The 15,546-nt window shown below is 64.0% G+C and carries 12 protein-coding genes; 4 read left to right on the top strand and 8 right to left on the bottom strand.

What is annotated here, in order from left to right; all coding sequences use genetic code 11:
• Positions 1 to 308 precede the first annotated feature (308 nt).
• On the bottom strand, positions 309 to 1,298 hold the full coding sequence (locus tag Q0082_RS13505; protein ID WP_298193493.1) for a HAMP domain-containing sensor histidine kinase: 990 nt from the start codon (positions 1,296 to 1,298) through the stop codon (positions 309 to 311).
• Positions 1,295 to 2,014 (bottom strand): response regulator transcription factor, encoded by a 720-nt coding sequence (locus Q0082_RS13510; RefSeq protein ID WP_298193496.1) that lies wholly within the window; start codon positions 2,012 to 2,014, stop codon positions 1,295 to 1,297. Before Q0082_RS13510 ends, Q0082_RS13505 begins: the two co-directional genes overlap by 4 nt.
• Positions 2,015 to 2,173: 159 nt before the next feature.
• Between Q0082_RS13510 and Q0082_RS13515 the strand changes: the two genes are divergently transcribed.
• The 3 genes from Q0082_RS13515 to Q0082_RS13525 are packed head-to-tail and all read left to right on the top strand — an operon-like array spanning position 2,174 to position 7,478.
• Positions 2,174 to 3,034: an efflux RND transporter periplasmic adaptor subunit gene (locus Q0082_RS13515; protein ID WP_298193498.1), complete on the top strand. Its 861-nt coding sequence runs from the start codon at positions 2,174 to 2,176 to the stop codon at positions 3,032 to 3,034.
• Positions 3,034 to 6,120, top strand: coding sequence for an efflux RND transporter permease subunit (locus tag Q0082_RS13520; RefSeq protein ID WP_298193500.1), 3,087 nt, complete (start codon positions 3,034 to 3,036; stop codon positions 6,118 to 6,120). Before Q0082_RS13515 ends, Q0082_RS13520 begins: the two co-directional genes overlap by 1 nt.
• Positions 6,117 to 7,478 (top strand): TolC family protein, encoded by a 1,362-nt coding sequence (locus Q0082_RS13525; protein ID WP_298193503.1) that lies wholly within the window; start codon positions 6,117 to 6,119, stop codon positions 7,476 to 7,478. Before Q0082_RS13520 ends, Q0082_RS13525 begins: the two co-directional genes overlap by 4 nt.
• Before the next feature lie 346 nt (positions 7,479 to 7,824).
• Here the strand turns inward: Q0082_RS13525 and Q0082_RS13530 are convergent, their stop codons facing one another.
• The 3 genes from Q0082_RS13530 to Q0082_RS13540 are packed head-to-tail and all read right to left on the bottom strand — an operon-like array spanning position 7,825 to position 9,577.
• On the bottom strand, positions 7,825 to 8,256 hold the full coding sequence (locus Q0082_RS13530) for a PaaI family thioesterase (RefSeq protein ID WP_298193504.1): 432 nt from the start codon (positions 8,254 to 8,256) through the stop codon (positions 7,825 to 7,827).
• On the bottom strand, positions 8,253 to 9,161 hold the full coding sequence (locus Q0082_RS13535) for an alpha/beta hydrolase (RefSeq protein ID WP_298193507.1): 909 nt from the start codon (positions 9,159 to 9,161) through the stop codon (positions 8,253 to 8,255). The genes Q0082_RS13530 and Q0082_RS13535 overlap by 4 nt, the downstream gene beginning before the upstream one ends.
• The gene (locus tag Q0082_RS13540; protein ID WP_298193509.1) at positions 9,158 to 9,577 is read right to left on the bottom strand and encodes a DUF4267 domain-containing protein; all 420 of its coding nucleotides are present in this window, start codon (positions 9,575 to 9,577) and stop codon (positions 9,158 to 9,160) included. The genes Q0082_RS13535 and Q0082_RS13540 overlap by 4 nt, the downstream gene beginning before the upstream one ends.
• A 105-nt stretch (positions 9,578 to 9,682) precedes the next feature.
• Here Q0082_RS13540 and Q0082_RS13545 point away from each other — a divergent pair, with 105 nt between their 5' ends.
• Complete coding sequence (locus Q0082_RS13545) at positions 9,683 to 10,558, top strand: LysR family transcriptional regulator (RefSeq protein WP_298193512.1); 876 nt, start codon at positions 9,683 to 9,685, stop codon at positions 10,556 to 10,558.
• A 262-nt stretch (positions 10,559 to 10,820) separates the two neighbouring features.
• On the opposite strand, the gene Q0082_RS13550 is transcribed toward Q0082_RS13545, so the two are convergent.
• The 3 genes from Q0082_RS13550 to Q0082_RS13560 are packed head-to-tail and all read right to left on the bottom strand — an operon-like array spanning position 10,821 to position 15,029.
• Complete coding sequence (locus tag Q0082_RS13550; protein WP_298193513.1) at positions 10,821 to 12,296, bottom strand: PepSY-associated TM helix domain-containing protein; 1,476 nt, start codon at positions 12,294 to 12,296, stop codon at positions 10,821 to 10,823.
• Positions 12,293 to 12,853, bottom strand: coding sequence for a hypothetical protein (locus tag Q0082_RS13555; protein WP_298193515.1), 561 nt, complete (start codon positions 12,851 to 12,853; stop codon positions 12,293 to 12,295). Before Q0082_RS13555 ends, Q0082_RS13550 begins: the two co-directional genes overlap by 4 nt.
• A 4-nt stretch (positions 12,854 to 12,857) precedes the next feature.
• A complete protein-coding gene (locus tag Q0082_RS13560; RefSeq protein WP_298193516.1) occupies positions 12,858 to 15,029 on the bottom strand; it encodes a TonB-dependent siderophore receptor in 2,172 nt (723 codons plus the stop codon).
• Positions 15,030 to 15,546: the final 517 nt, after the last annotated feature.

Raw genomic sequence — 15,546 nt, forward strand, 5'->3', positions numbered from 1 at the left:
TCAGCCCCTGAGGCAACGAGCCATATGCCGACCCATCTGCCGTCTGGTTTCTTGCCCAGCGAACCGCTCACAGAGTGTCCGGTTTTAGCGATGAACTTGCTGCTTACCATCTAACGGTGGAATGGCGGGTAAGTCCCAAGTCGCGTCGTTCGGCCTCCGGCGGCACCCGACCAAAGTAGGTCGTTCATATGTGCCAGCTCGATCGTCTGCTTCTGACCGAAGCCGACTATCGAGCGCGCTGTAGCAGTCTGATTGCAAAGCGTCTCAGGCTGTAATCACTCGCGCTAGCCATCGCCGTTAGCGGCGAGCTAGCATCCTGCCATATGCAACTGCAATGTTGAAGGCATCGGCCAAGTGAGCCGCCCGCCAGCCCGTTCCATCACTGCTGAAGCAATGGCAAGCCCAAGGCCTGAGCCCGGCGAGTGCTCTCCCTTGGCGAAGCGGCCAAGCATGTGGATGCGCTCGACTTCCGGGACACCGGCCCCTTCATCGTGCACGATGATGACAAACTCCTCGCAAGTCGCAGACACCGACAAAGAAACGGTTCCCTGCCCATGGTGCAACGCATTGCTGACGAGATTGCGCAAAGCCTCATCGAGGTCAGGCACATTCACCGGAGCCGTGATCTCGGCATCAACGATGATTGCGCGTCCCATCTTGTCTGCAAGTGGCAGAAACTCGGCGGCAATCTGCCGGGCCAGACGGGACGCATCGACAAGCGGCCTGCAATCGTGAGGCTGGCCGGGTGTATCCAGCTGTGCCATGGCGAGCACCTGAGCAATGGACCGTTGCATACGGTCCAGATCCGTTGCCAGACCCGCCACATCGATGCTGGCACCGTCTTGCCACTGGTCTATCCGAAGCTTCGCAAGCGCCAGTGGGGTGCGAAGCGCATGCGCTGCGTCGGCCGCCAACCGCCGCTCGTTCAGATAGGCACCGGCGAGGCGATCAAGCGCGTGGTTTGTGGCGGCTACGAAGGGCTGGATTTCCTTCGGCAGTCCTTCCTCGCAAAGTCTCGTGTCCGGTTGGTCAGGCCCGATGGCTTGCAATGCGGCGACGACGGTGGAGAGCGGCTTGAGGCTCCAGCCGGCCACCAGCATGCCTACCAGCGGCGCGATCACCGCAAACGGTAGAAGCACCAGCAGCAGCTCGGCATATTCGACATGGGCTGGATCGACGTTTCCGCCCTGCTCAAGTTCTTTCAACTCAAGGGCAACGAAACAGAGTGTGGCCACGGCCGCCACGAAGATAATGGCCGCGATAGAGAGACCGATGCGGCTCCTGAGCGAGGCCATCATGCCCTCGTCCCCAGCACCAGACGCCAACCAATGCCGCGCCGGCTTTCGATCCCACAGCCACCCGGAGCAAGCCGCCGACGCAGCCGTGAGACGATAGCCTCCAGCGCATTTGGGCTCACCGCTTCATCAAGCGTGTAGAGCCGGTCCTGCACCATATCGCGCACGGCGACATTGGGCGCGGATTCCATCAGGAGCTGGAGGAGGGCGAACTCGCGTCGTCCAAGATCGAGTGGTACATCACCGAGCCAGGCCTGCCTGCTGGCTGGGTCCAACCGCAACAGACCGTGAGTCAGAACCGGGGGCACGCGCTGACCGGGGCGGCGCAGCAGTGCGCGCAGCCGCGCGGCCAATTCATCGAGATCATAGGGTTTCACGATGTAGTCATCAGCGCCGGCATCAAGGCCGGCAATGCGGTCCTCGACATCGCCATAGGCCGTGGCGACCAAGGATGGCACACCGTGCCGTGCCAGTTCCGGGAGCAGAGAAAGGCCCTCGCCATCGGGCAGGCGGCGATCAACAATGGCTGCATCGAGGCGGACCACGCCCAGACAATCGCGCGCAGCAGCCAGCGAACCGGCCGAATCGACGATGAAGCCGCGTCGCCGCAAGCCCTCTGCGGCCATCACGCGCAGATCCGTTTCATCTTCGATCAGCAGGATGTGCATGGCCGCAGCGATACCAGCTGATGGGCAATGCGCCCAGCACGTCAGTGTCATGTCAGCCTCGTTTGCTAGGCGGTGCAGATGCCACTTCGTCCACACGCTTCGCTGTCTACGTTCATCCTTGCCTGCGGCTTATCGGCGTGCGGGGCCGCCCCTGCGGACAAACCACAGCCGCCTGCCAAAGTGGACGCGATCGGGCATGAAACCGAACTCATGCGCCTGACGCTGGCCGCGGACGCGGTGCGTCGGCTTGACTTGGAAACTTACGTGGTGGGCGGTGCCCAAGCAAATGCGTTTGCCCGCACTGTGCCCGGCGAGATCGTTGCCGCGCCGCGTGGCGGAGGCCTGCCTGTGGCCGCCGGTACCGATCTGGCGGCGCTCGCAGGCCAGCAGGCCCGCGCAGATGCAGACGCAATGCGTGCGCGTGCCGATCTGAAGCTGGCCGAGGCCAACCTTCGGCGAGCCAGCGGCCTTGTGGACACAGAAGCTGGCAGCATCCGCGCACGCGATGAGGCGACCCAGCAGGTCGCCGCCGCCAAGGCTGCTCTAGCCGGCGCAACCGGGCAGAGGCGCGCGCTGGGTCCAGCCGTTGCGGGCATGGCCGTTGGCGGGGCAATATGGGTGCGCGCGCAAGTGCCCGCTGCTGATCTGGCGCGGATTGACGGCGGGGCCTTCGTTTCCGTCAGGCCGGTGGGCGGCACTGGCGGCATCATGGCAAGGCCCGTGCGCGGGCCGGCCACGGCCACACCGGGGGCGGCCAGCGTCGATGTCTACTACGCTCCGGCCATGCGGGCAGGTCTTCGGGTGGGCGAACGTGTGCTCGTTGATCTTCCCGAGCAGACTGATTCCGGGGCCGCGGTTATCGACGTTCCGGCCTCGGCGATCCTGACCGACATCAACGGCGGCGAATGGGTCTATGTCGAGACCGCGCCGCGCCAGTTTGAACGTCGGCGCGTGGAAGTTGCCCGCATCGTGGGCGGGCGGGCCATGCTGGCGCGCGGCCTCGCTTCTGGCGTTCGGGTCGTGACCGCCGGGGCTGCGGAACTGTTCGGCACCGAGTTCGGCACCAAGTGATGCTGGCGGCGCTGATCGGATCGTCGCTGCGCCAGCGGGCGTTGGTGCTGGCAATTGCGGCGGTACTGACTGTGATCGGCGTGCGCTCCGCCATGAGCGCCAAGTTCGATGTCTTTCCGGAGTTCGCGCCGCCCATTGTTGAGGTGCAGACCGAGGCACCGGGGCTGGCGACCGAGGACGTGGAGGCGCTGGTCACGGTGCCCATTGAAACGGCGGTCAACGGTGTGCCGGGCCTGGCTACGCTTCGCTCAAAGTCGGTGCTGGGTCTCTCTTCGGTGGTGCTGGTGATGGACCGCGGCGCCGATCCGGTGCGCACCCGCCAGATGGTGCAGGAACGGCTGGCAACGGTCATCCCGCGGCTGCCTGCTGCGGTGCGCCCGCCGGTCATGCTTGCGCCGCTATCCGCCACCAGCCGCGCGATGAAGATCGGCCTGTGGTCCGACAAACTCGATCAGATGACGATGACCGAAATGGCGCGCTGGATAATCCGCCCGCGCCTCATGGCCGTTCCCGGCGTCGCCAATGTCGCGATGTGGGGCGCGCGCGACCGGCAGTTGCAGGTTCTGTTCGATCCTGTGCGGCTTGCGGCTGCCGAGGTGACGGTGGCTGATGTGCAGCGCGCGGCGGGCGATGCGGTGGTGATTGCAGGCGGCGGTTTCGTCGACAGCCCCAACCAGCGGCTGGCCGTGCGGCAGGTGGTCGGCATCAAGACCGGCAGCGATCTGGCGAGCGCCGTCATCCGCACTGTTGGCGGCGCGCCGGTGCGCATCGGGGATGTGGCGCAGGTGACCGAAGGCTTTGCCCAGCCCATCGGCGATGCGATCATCAATGGCCGCCCCGGCCTGCTGCTGATCGTGGAAAAGCAGCTGGGTGCCAACACACTGGAAGTGACGCGCGGCATCGACAAGGCGCTGGCCGAACTGCGACCCGGCCTCAAGGGCATGAACGTAGACGGCAGCATCTTCCGCCCTGCAACCTTCATCGAGCGCGCTTTGGCCAATTTGGGTGAGGCGATGGGTATCGGCGTTCTGCTGGTGGCTGCGGTGCTCATCCTGTTCACGCGCAATTGGCGCACTGCGCTGATCAGCATGACCGCGATCCCGCTTTCGCTGGTGGGGGCCGTGCTGGCGCTCACTGCATTCGGGGTCGGCATGAACACCATGGTGATCGCCGGGCTGGTGATCGCGCTGGGCGAAATCGTCGACGATGCGATCATCGATGTCGAGAACATCGGGAGGCGGCTGCGGCTAGAACCATCGAGAGAACAGCCGCGCTCGCCGTTCGCCGTGGTGCTGGCAGCCAGCCTAGAAGTGCGCAGCGCGGTGGTGTTTGCCAGCGCCATTGTCATGCTGGTGTTCCTGCCGGTGTTCTTCCTCGGCGGCGTCTCGGGCAGCTTCTTCCGCCCGCTCGCCATGGCCTATATCGCGGCCATCGCGGCCTCGCTGCTCGTGGCTTTGACAGTCACCCCGGCGATGTGCCTCATGCTGCTGCCGGGCGTAGCCGAACGCGCCGAACCGCGCTGGGTCATCGGCCTGCGCGCGCGCTATGCCCGCGTGCTCGAACGTTTGGCCCCTCGGAGCGGCATCGCAGTCGCCGTTGTCGCGGGCGGCATCTTGCTCTCGGTTGGCGGGATGGGCCTGCTGCGCCAGCAATTCCTGCCCGATTTCCGCGAAACCGATTTCCTGATGCACTTCGTCGAGAAGCCCGGCACCTCGCTAGAGGCGATGGACCGGATCACCATTCGCGCGTCGAAGGAACTCACCGCGATCCCCGGCGTGCGCAACTTTGGCTCGCACATCGGCCGGGCCGAGCAGGGCGACGAAGTCTACGGCCCCAACTTCACCGAACTATGGATCAGCCTCGATGAAACGGCCGATCACGATGCAGCGGTAAAGCGGATCGAAACCGCCATCGCCGGCTATCCAGGCCTTCAGCGCGATGTGCTGACCTATTTGCGCGAACGCATCAAGGAAGTGCTCACCGGGGCCGGTACGACTGTAGTGGTGCGGCTCTATGGCCCCGATCTGGCCGAGCTTCGCAGCCTTGCCGAAAGGGTGCGCGGCGCGCTCGATGGCACCGATGGCATCAAGGACCTGAAAGTGGAGCAGCAGAGCCTGATCCCGCAGATCCAGATCGCACCGAGGCCGGATGTGCTGGCGCTCGCCGGTGTGACCGCGGGCGATGTGCGCCGCACGGCGGCCACGCTGATCGGCGGAACGCGGGTCGGCGAAATCTACCGTGATCAGAAGAGCTTCGATGTGGCGGTCTGGGCCGTGCCGGAAGCGCGTAGCGATCTTGGCGCGCTCCGGCGGCTGATGGTTCCGGGACCTCCGTCGGCAAATGGTCAGGCCGGATCGGCGCTGCGCCTGGGCGACCTTGCACGCGTCGGCGTGGCTCCGGCGGCGGGCGAGATCAAGCGCGAGGCAGGTTCGCGTCGCATCGATGTGACCCTCAACATCAAGGACGGCGCCGATCTGGCCAACGTGGCGCAGGCGGTGGAGCGCAAGGTGAAAGCCATGCCCATGCCCGCCGGATACTATCCCCAGTTTCTCGGCGAGTGGAAAACATTGCAGGAATCGAAGGCGCAGCTGGGCTGGCTCTCGCTTGCTTGCCTCGTCGGCATTCTGTTTCTCGTCTGGCTGGAGTTTCGTTCGGGGCGGATCGTTGCGCTTGTTGCGCTCAGCCTGCCCTTCGCGCTGGTCGGCGGCGTGGCGGCGGCGACTTTGGGAGGCGGGGTGCTGTCGATGGGCGCGCTGGTTGGCTTCGTTACCGTACTGGGTATCTCCGCCCGCAACGGCATCATGCTGCTCAGCCATTTCCGCCATCTGGAGCGCGAGGAGGATCAGCCCTTCGGCCTTGCGCTGGTGCAGCGGGGCGCCGCCGAACGGCTGGTGCCGATCCTGATGACGGCAGGCACGGCGGCGCTGGCGCTGCTCCCGCTGGTGGTGCGCGGCAACGTGCCCGGCCACGAGATCGAGTATCCCATGGCGCTTGTGATCCTGGGCGGGCTGGTGAGTTCGACCGTGCTCAACCTCATCTGGATGCCTGCGCTCTATCTGCGCTACGGTAAGGTGCGGGCCGCATGAAGCGCGCGCTGGTCATGACGCTGATGCTGGCAGGATGCATGGCGAAATCGCCGCCGAACGCAGCGCCCCCACCGCCGCCCGCCGCCACCGCACCGTTTGTGGGCGCGGCCAACTCTGCGCCTTTGCCTGCCGAATGGTGGCGACTCTACGGCGATGCTGCGCTGAATGAACACGTTGCCCGAGCGCTTGCCGCCAACCGCGACGTGCGAGTTGCCGTCGCAAACCTTGATGCAGCGCGCGCCAATTCCCGGCTGGCAGGCGCAGCCCGCACGCCAGACGTGGTGCTGGAAAGCGGAGCCAGCCCGACGACGCGCGGAGCCAACCAGCCGAGCACGACCGGCGTGCCCAAATCGAGCTACGAACTGGGCGCGGAAGCAGTGTGGGAGGCCGATCTCTTCGGCCGCCTGCGCAATCAGTCATCCGCCGTCAGTGCCGATGCCGAGGCGGCAGCGGCAGCTCGCGACGGTGTGCGTCTGGCGGTCGCGGCCGATGTCGTCGGTGCCTGGCTCGATCTCTGCTGGGCCGGTGAACTTTCCCGTGTTGCGACCCGCCAGATTGCAACGCAGCGCGCGCTGGCGGAGACCTTATCGCGCCAGGTGAAGATAGGCGAGGTGTCCCCGTTGGAGTTGGCGCAGGCCCACCAATTGCTGGGCAGGCTGCAAGCTGGTCTGCCAGCCTTCGAGGCCGACGCGCAGCGTGCCCGCTATCTCCTAGCCAATCTGGAAGCCCTCCCGCCTTCCGAAGCCGCACGGTTCCAGTGTGATAGCCCGCCATCCATCGCCCATGCGCTGCCTGTTGGCGATGGTGCGGGGCTGATCGCCCGGCGGCCAGACATTCGCGAGGCGGAGCGACGTCTCGCGGCAGCAGGTGCGCGGGTGAAAGTTGCCACTGCCGAGATGTATCCCCGAGTAACGCTCGGCGCATCGGGTGGCCTCATTAGCGGCTCGTTCGATGCCTTCATTACGCCATTGATCAGCTGGTCGTTCATCAACCCCGCGCGCATCAAGGCCCGCACTGCGCTCGCCGAGGCCAATCTGCAGGGCGCGCTCGCCCAATATGATGCCGCATGGCTTAGGGCCCTGCGCGAAGTGGAAACAGCGCTGGCTGATGTGGAAGCCGAACGTCGCGCCAACCAGTCGTTTGCAGCCGCCTTGGTGGACGCACAGACCGCCGCGCGCCGAGCCGAAGCGCGGGTCCGTCTGGGCGATGCAAATCCGCTTGTTGCTCTCGACGCCCACCGCACGGCTTACGAGACCGAACTCCTCGTCACACTCGCGGTCCGCCGCCTTGCCCAACGGCAAGTCTTCCTGTTTCGCAGTCTCGGCGGTGGTTGGGAGGACGCAGCAGCCCCTCGTTGAGCAAGCGACCTTGAAAGCTTGAAGCTGCGGAATAGCTACAAGCCATGTGGAGATCGGCTGCTGCCGGGAAGCCATGCCGGTCGAACGCAAGATGGCTGTCGGCTTTTGGCAAATGCAGACATTCGAAATGGCGGTACGGAAGGACGGCTTTGTCCCAAATCGCGTCCTACGAGACATTGGCAGCAGCCGACCAAGCTCGGTCGTATTCCATCATCTCATTGAACGTATGGTTTCCTGGGAAGCGGACATGCTACTTTTGAGATCGCATATCGACCTTGCCCCGTGACAGGAGATCGCTAGGCTTCCTGTCAGTCACGATGACAGGTCTATAGTCGGATCGTCTGCTTCAATCGGTTTTCGCGGCAACCTCGATGATGCGGAAAGTCGCTGCGGCCTTGGCGATCATCTCTCTGTCCGCTTCGATCCGTGCATCGGCAAAGGCAAGCGTGCGCCCGAGCTTTGTTGGCACTGCCCGCACTTCCAGCCATTGGCCGAGCCGCCCCACGGCTAGAAAGTCGATTGATAGGCTGACCGTCAGGGCCGAAGATCGCTCCACCTGCATCACGCAGGCAAGGCCCATTGCATTGTCCGCCAGAGCGGAGATTACGCCGCCGTGAAGCAGTCCACGCGCATTGCAATGGGCCGAGGCAATCCTCAAGGCGAGACAGAACGCGCTCCCATCCTGCCGGAAAAAGAGCGGCTCCCAAGGATTAGTAACCGGACTCTTGCGGAAGTGCGGCTCGTAGCCGGGCGGGACAGCATCGCTTTCCGGCATCATGAAATCACTGCAAAGTCGAGGATCGCAGCCAGAACCAGATCGGGTGCTTCAAGCTCAGGGGTGTGACCAAGGTCGTCGAAAGTGACCGTCCGCACGCCTTCATAAAGCCGAGCCAGCGAATGTTTGTTGCTAGCCGGGTGCGAGCCATCGGAAGCGCCCCAGATCGACAGAATTGGCTGCGCAGGCCGCGGTAGCTCGGCTCGCTGGCGCATGTAGATCTGGTAGGCGCTCGCGAGCGACCACATCGCGCCGTTTGCGAAGGAGCGCTCAGCGCAGTCGCAGAATTGCGGAATCTGTTCCTTGCGACCGACCGAAAGGCCGTACCACTGCGGGATGCGCTTGAGCGCCATGCGCGCCATGACAAGCTGGCCCGCGATCGGCCGCGCCAGTATGCCCTTTGGATCGCGCCCTGCCTTCCAGATTGCGAAGGCCTGCGATCCGCCCGCCTGAATAAGGGCAAGATGCGAAGCGAGTTCGGGCGTACGGCCTGCGATATCGAGCGCAGCGAGGCTCGCGACACAAGAAAAGGCCAGAATGCTCCGCTCGCCCGCGACGGCCCGCAGGAAAGTGGCGAGGTCGTCATTCGTCTCGCGGAAGCCGAAGGCATAATCGGACGTTGTTGCGGAAAAACCCATGGCGGGCAGTTCGACTACGATCACCCGGAAATGCAGGGAGAAGGCCGCCACCAAGGGGCCATAGACTTCGATCGTCATCGGCGGATCGCAGGTAAAGACGATCGTGCGACCACTGCCTGCTTCGAGATAGCGGTATTGCACCTTCTCGGTACGATGGAATTTGACTTGCGGTGTAGCTGCCGCAGCCCAGCCGGCACGGAAGTGGGCCATCCTCGCTTTGCCGCCCCTTGTGTCGATCAGCGCGCCGACGCGGGTGAGGAGCCCGATCATGGTCGCTCCAATTGCGCCCGCACGGCGTTCGAGAGGAAGTGTGAGGCGACCAGCAGGAACACGGCGATGGCAAGGTGTCGCCCGACAGTCGCCGCGCCGGCGCCTGCACTTGCGGCAAGCCATGCGTCGCCCAGCGGCATCAGCAGCGCCGCCAATGCCATCCAGCGCAAGGCCGCAAAGTCGCTGCGCGCCAGCAGCATCGTGGTAAAGACCGCAATGAAACCGGCTCTGAGCCCATAGACCTGGACCCAACGCAATGTGGCCAGCTCTGCGACGGGCAAGCCCATGTACGTGGCAAAGCCTTGCGGGTCAAAGACCGTGCGGACCGCATTGATGCCCTGCAGTGCCGCGATCGTGGCTGCCAGCCAGAACCCTGCTGTCCGCGTGCTGCGAAACTCCCGCGACTGCGTGGCCAACCTCGCCTCCCCCGCTTCCAATGGCGACGGATTAGGCGATTGCCAATCACGTGACACTTTGCGATATCGCAAAACAATCTACCGTTATCGCAAAAGGACAGTGCCGTGCCACTCGATCCGGACGCCTTCGGAGACGTCATCGCGATCCGGGACGCGGGGACACTCAGCACGGCTGCCAAGGCACGGGGTGTTGCAGTTTCGACCGTATCAAGGCGGATCGAGGCTTTGGAGGCGGCGCTCGGCCTGCAGCTGGTTGACCGTCGGACCAACGGGGTGCGGCTGACGAACGCAGGCATAGCCATTGCCGAGGCGGCCTCCCCGATCACCGAGCAGATGCGCCGGGTGGAGCGAGTGGCAGAGAGCCTCAGACAAGGAAGCAAGACGGTTCCGATACGTATCTCGGCAACTGAATTCGTGATCTCTGACGTCCTGGCCCCAGCGCTCGATCAACTTTGGAGGATGGGTGCGGACTTTCCGGTTCATCTACAGTCGCAAGGCGATGTGGTTAGCCTTGCCGGGCGAGACGCCGATCTCGCGATCCGCATGGTGCGTCCCGAAGGCGCAAGCCTTTATGCGCGCAGGATCGCAGACATCCGGCTCGGACTGTTTGCCTCGGCCGATTACGTTGCGGGCCGGGAGCCCGTGGCCATCGACCTGAAGGCGGAACGGTTGCTAGTTTACGACGACAGTTACGGCCGCCTTCCCGAGCTCGACTGGGTCAAGCGCTATGGTCTTTCAGACGCTGTGTTCATGCGAACAGGCAGCACGCGAGGGTTACTGTCTTCAGCGCTTGCAGGTGCGGGAATCGCGCTGCTGCCAGCGCCTTTTGCTCTGCGCACTGGCACGTTGATCGAAATCCCACCACCGTCGCGCCTGCCAAGCCGCCAGCCGTGGCTGATTGTTCATCGCGATTTGCGCGGCCTGCCCGCGATCAAGCTTGCGCAGAAATGGGTGATTCAGACCTTTGAAAACCTAGCATGATCAATGTCAGATTGACGGCTAGTTTACACTGCTTATCGGTTGCTGCCGACCACAATGCGACATTCCGGTGCCGTTGGGTGAATGTCCGTGGGCGGCCTTAGCTGACGGTCCCGGCAACGACGATGCACAATTGGAAAGTCCCATCATCACGCGTGAGCCTATGTCGACAATCGACTTGCGAGGTTCCAGCACCAGCGGCGGCCGAGGTTGGCTGCAGTCAGGCTTGCTGATCGCCCAGCCCGGACGAAATGCGCGCGGCCTACTATTCTGTTGGACCACAGGACTGCGGCTCGGTTTGTCCGACCCCGCGTTTCGCGCTCGCCGCGACAACCGTTGCCGTCATCAGAAGAGCTGCATTCACGATCAGGAGTGGGCTGGGGCCCAGGCCTGAAACCACAAGATGTGCGGCCCCTGTGCATCCGAGCGCAGTGGCCAGGGCAATCCGCAATACATGGTCGCAGGCGAGGCGTGGCAAGGCTACCGTGCCACCCATCATTGCAGCCAGCGTCAACCAGAACAGCATGGCCAGCGGCACATCTGGCCCCAGAAGCCAGCGTGCCCACAGGGCGAACACCAGCACAAGCGGAGTACCCCAGACCACGGTCTTCCAGCCTGCGGCAAGCCGCGTGACGCTATAACCCGCGCGTTCGCGCTTGCGCAGCCACAGCGTGGTTCCGGTCGCAGTGATGGCGCACAGCGCAAGGCCCATCGCGACATAGGCAAGCGCCACCGGAAGCCCGGCGAACGTGCCGAAGTGCAGGCGATAGATTGATGCAAGGGCTTGGCGGCCCGCTTCTCCGTCGGACAGACCGACCTTGCCGACGTAGTCGCCCGCAGCATTGAAGCGATAGGATTCGCCGTAAATCAGGCGGTGGGGATGTTCGGCGAGGATCTGGATCCACTGCCCCGGTGTACCGGGATGATCGATGATGACATACGTCGGCCGCACGTCCGGAAAGCGTGCGGTCAGGCTTGCCAGCGCCCGCGCGGTATTGGCGAGCGGTGCGAGAGCCAGGTTTTCCCGCGGTTCGTCGCCGAAGATCAGGCTGTAGATTGCGAGCATATTGCCGCCTGTATCGCTTCGGGCGAGCAGCGCCACACTTACGGACCCGAGGCCGATCACCGCGCCGGTCAAGGCGATGGTCAGGGCAAAGGGCAAGGTCCAGGTGCCCAGCCGGTTGTGCCAGTCTGCGCGCGCGATCCGCGGATCATGGCGCGCGCGCAGCCGAAACGCGTCGCGGATAATCTTCGGCAGCGCGAGTACGCCGGTCAGCGTGACCGCGGCAAGGGCCACGCCGATGCCGCCAACAAGGAGCATGCCCCAGGTTACCGGCAAAGTCAGGTTGATATGCAGCGCAAGGAGGAACTCGGTCCAGGCATTCGCTTCGGGGACCACCGGTCGTCCCGAGCTATCGACGTACCAGGCAGCGTGATCCGTCGTTATCGTAGTGCGCGGAAGATCCTCGTCAGGCAGGCGCACATAAAGGTGCGTGCTTGGCGATCTGCCCGCATTTCGCTCCAGCGCGGCGGCCATAGCGGACTGGACAGCTGCCGGGCTAATGGCCTTGTGCTCTGGGGCTGCGGGCTGCTCCCATCGCTGCAGATGCGGGGCCACAACAACGAGCGTGCCGCTGAGCGCAATGATGTAGAGGAGCGCCGATGCCAGCAAGGCGACCGCGCCGTGTGCGGCGAGTGCCCGTTGCGCAAGGCTGGGTTTCTGCGGTCCTTCGACGTTCATGCAAGGCTCCGCAGCGCAAGACCGGCAGCCGCCGCGAACATGATCGGACGGAGCATCCGGACCGGGCCGGGCTCCAGCATCTGCCAGACCATCAGCAGCACCCAGATCGTGGGCGTCAGAAACAGGGTGAGGGCAACGCTGTCGGCGCCAGGCGGCGCACCCCGGCGCAGCAGGGCCTGACTGGCGAAGGCAAGCCACATAGCGGCACAAAGTGCGCCGGGGACGACCAGCACGAAGACCGCAAGGCGGCGGGCAATCGCGATCTCCTTGCGGGCTGCCGGCAGGGCCGGCTTCTGGCGGTGCCGCCGAGGAGGCCTTGGCGGGCTTTGCAAGGCGGCGAGCAGGACGAGGGCCAGCGCGGTGCCCATGCCGGCGACAAGGCCGGTGGCAATTCCCCAGGCGCCGGCGTGAGCCCCCAGCATGGCGATAGCCCCAGCGCCGATGGCCCAGCCCGTAAGCGCGAGGGGGCGGCTCGTGCCCCAGCCAAGCCGCACGAGACCGGGCGCCAGGGACGCCAGCGCCCAGGCGAGCGGAAGCACCAGCGCTTCGCCTGCCACCGCGTCAGAACCGCACGGTTAGCGTGCCGAGCGCCGTCCTCGGCGCGGCATAGAAGCTTTGGCCGAAAGTGAGCGACGACAGATACTTCGCATTGGTTGCGTTGCGGACATTGGCGCTGAGTGAGACATGCGAGGTCAGGGCATAGCTCGCCAGCAGATCGAGCAAGACATAGTGATCCTGCGCAAGGATGATCGGCTGGCCAGTCGTCGACGAGAGCGCTCCGCTGTTCAGCATGAAGCGCCCATTGTATTGCAGCGATGCCCCCAGCTTGAGCGCCTGCAGCGATGGCGGGGAATAGGCGAGGTTGAGCTTGGCAGTCGTGCGCGGCACGAACGTTCGCGCTGGTGTGCCGTCTTCGTTCCTGATCCGCATCGCCGTGAAGCCGGCGGTCATCTGCAGCCCGGGAACCGGCGACCCGGCCAGCTCCAGTTCTACGCCCTCCGACCTCGAAGCCACGCCGATATAGATCGTACGGCCACGCATGGTATCGAACCCGGCCGGCTGCGCAGTGTTGTCCTGCTGCGAGCGGAACACGGCAGCAGTAACCAGCAGGCGCCCTTGCGCCAGTTCTGCCTTGATGCCGGCCTCGAGATTGCTGCCCTCTATGGGATCGAGCAGCCGGTTGTTCGCATCGTATTCGGTCTGCGGGTTGAAGATGGTTGCAAAGCTTGCATAGACCGTCACGCGCGGGGCAATGTCGAGCGTGACCCCCACGAACGGCAGGAACTTGCTGCGATTGTAGTTCTGCTCGGTGCTGTAGGATACGCCCGCACTGCGTGCGCGGGTGTAGTTTCCGCCCAGCATCAGCCGAAGCGGTTCGGCAAGGTGCAGACGCGCGAGGCCATAGACTGTTTCCTGCCGCCGGTTGATGTTCAGGCTTTCGGTGAAAGCAGGAAAGTCCGGTTCCGGGAAAGTGCCCGAGAACAGCTGATCCAGCGGCACTGAGATGCCGATGGAGCTGAAATCATAGGCCGAGTTCTGGATATAGCGCTCGGCACTGCGCAAAAAGCCGACAAGAACTTCGTGCTGGCGCCCGCCTGCCAAAACCTTGCCCGTTACGTGCGCGTCGATGGTGAGGTTGCGGGTGCTGCCAAGGAACGCGCCGGGATAGCTGAGAATGCCGAGCCCGGTTGCGCGGTCGGGATTGCCGTAGACATAGAACAGCTTGTTGTTCTCGTTGTTGGCGCGGCGCAGGATGGTGAGCGTCGCGGTCCAGTCCGGGCCGAAGTGATGCGTGATATCGCCGAAAGCCTGCCGTTCGGTGACTTGCCAGCCAGCCCAGGCTGGCCCGGTGTTGTCCGACCGTGCGAATTCGACGGGCGTTCCATCGGTGTAATAGAGCGGCACCGCGCCCCATTGGGCCGCCTGACTGCGGTGGTTCTGGTGGGCATAACCCGCGCTTGCAACCGTATCGGGACCAAGATCAGCCTCGATGATGCCATACCCGGTCCAGCGCCGCAGTTGGTAGCGATCAAGGTAGCTGTCAGTATCAAGGTAGGCACCGACCGCGCGAGTCCGCACCGAACCGTCAGCGGTCAGCGGCACGCTGACATCGCCGTCGAGCCGCAGATTGTCGTAGGAACCATACTGAGCCGATGCAGCAACGCGTGCATCGCGATAGGGTCGCTTGCGGATGAAGTTGACGACGGCCGACGGATTGCCAGTGGGTGAAAGCAGGCCCGGCGCACCGCGCACCACTTCGATGCGGTCGTAGATCGCGGTGTCGAGCGAGCCGGTCTGGATGCCGAACGCGAACGGCATGCCCACGCCATCGATCTGGAATGTCTGGATATCGTAGCCGCGCGCCGAATAGTATACGCGGTCGGTTTCCGCGGAGAGCACGCTGACCCCGGGGACCGTGGCGAGCAGCTGGTTGACGTCGTTAAGCTGGAAGTCCTCGATCTGCGAGCGGGTGACCACGCTGACCGATTGGGGCGTCTCGCGCTGGCTGAGCGGCAGACGGGTGGCGGCGCGTTGCTCTTTCACGCCGTAGTCCTCTCGACCTTCGGTGCGCTGACCGGTCACCACAATCGTTGCATCGCGCCCTGGCGCCTCTCTGGCCGCTTCAGCGCTTGCGACATTTGCGGCCGAAGTCGTCGCCGGTGCAGCATTGTCGGCATTTCCGAGTGTTGCGCCAGCTGCTGCGGCCAGCAGAACGAAAGCAAGCGTTGTCATCGATGGAGTCTTTCAGGTCTGTTGCTTGAGGGTGCCTTCCCTATGCCAGTGACTATTCTTTAATGCAAATGATTCGCATTTACATTTCACAGGTGAGCGAACCGCCGTTTCCCAGGTTGGATCCCCACCCTGCTTGCCAGCATCTGTGTTGCGGGGGTCGACGCAAACTCACAGCGGCCGTCCGATTCCGATCCGCCAGTCCTCATGTCAGACCTCGCTTGCGGTCCGATTGACCGAATTGTGATCGCAATTCTCTCCCAACGGACGGTTCGCGGGGCGTCAGGTTTCGGCTTTGGAGCTGCCTCTAAACTCGTATGAATGGAATGACAGGTTTGTCCCAAAGTCAGCCTGCCGCCGCCAAAAGGAATCCAACGCTCAGAATTGTGTTGTTCGGTGTTTGAGTAGCCCCTAGTTTTCTAGACGCCTTCGGCTTTCAAAATCTGCTGCCGTTCGAACTTGACGGGAGACAGCATCCCGTTCCTGACCTGCTTGCGCACCGGGTTGTAGAACATCTCGA

The sequence above is a fragment of the Novosphingobium sp. genome (genome assembly GCF_027489515.1).
In the GTDB taxonomy this organism is placed as follows: Bacteria; Pseudomonadota; Alphaproteobacteria; order Sphingomonadales; family Sphingomonadaceae; genus Novosphingobium.

Bases quoted from the DNA above. Each gene is read 5' to 3' on its own strand.
- Q0082_RS13505 (WP_298193493.1), bottom strand. From the start codon at position 1,298: ATGATGGCCTCGCTCAGGAGCCGCATCGGTCTCTCTATCGCGGCCATT.
- Q0082_RS13510 (WP_298193496.1), bottom strand. From the start codon at position 2,014: ATGACACTGACGTGCTGGGCGCATTGCCCATCAGCTGGTATCGCTGCG.
- Q0082_RS13515 (WP_298193498.1), top strand. From the start codon at position 2,174: ATGCGCCTGACGCTGGCCGCGGACGCGGTGCGTCGGCTTGACTTGGAA.
- Q0082_RS13520 (WP_298193500.1), top strand. From the start codon at position 3,034: ATGCTGGCGGCGCTGATCGGATCGTCGCTGCGCCAGCGGGCGTTGGTG.
- Q0082_RS13525 (WP_298193503.1), top strand. From the start codon at position 6,117: ATGAAGCGCGCGCTGGTCATGACGCTGATGCTGGCAGGATGCATGGCG.
- Q0082_RS13530 (WP_298193504.1), bottom strand. From the start codon at position 8,256: ATGATGCCGGAAAGCGATGCTGTCCCGCCCGGCTACGAGCCGCACTTC.
- Q0082_RS13535 (WP_298193507.1), bottom strand. From the start codon at position 9,161: ATGATCGGGCTCCTCACCCGCGTCGGCGCGCTGATCGACACAAGGGGC.
- Q0082_RS13550 (WP_298193513.1), bottom strand. From the start codon at position 12,296: ATGAACGTCGAAGGACCGCAGAAACCCAGCCTTGCGCAACGGGCACTC.
- Q0082_RS13560 (WP_298193516.1), bottom strand. From the start codon at position 15,029: ATGACAACGCTTGCTTTCGTTCTGCTGGCCGCAGCAGCTGGCGCAACA.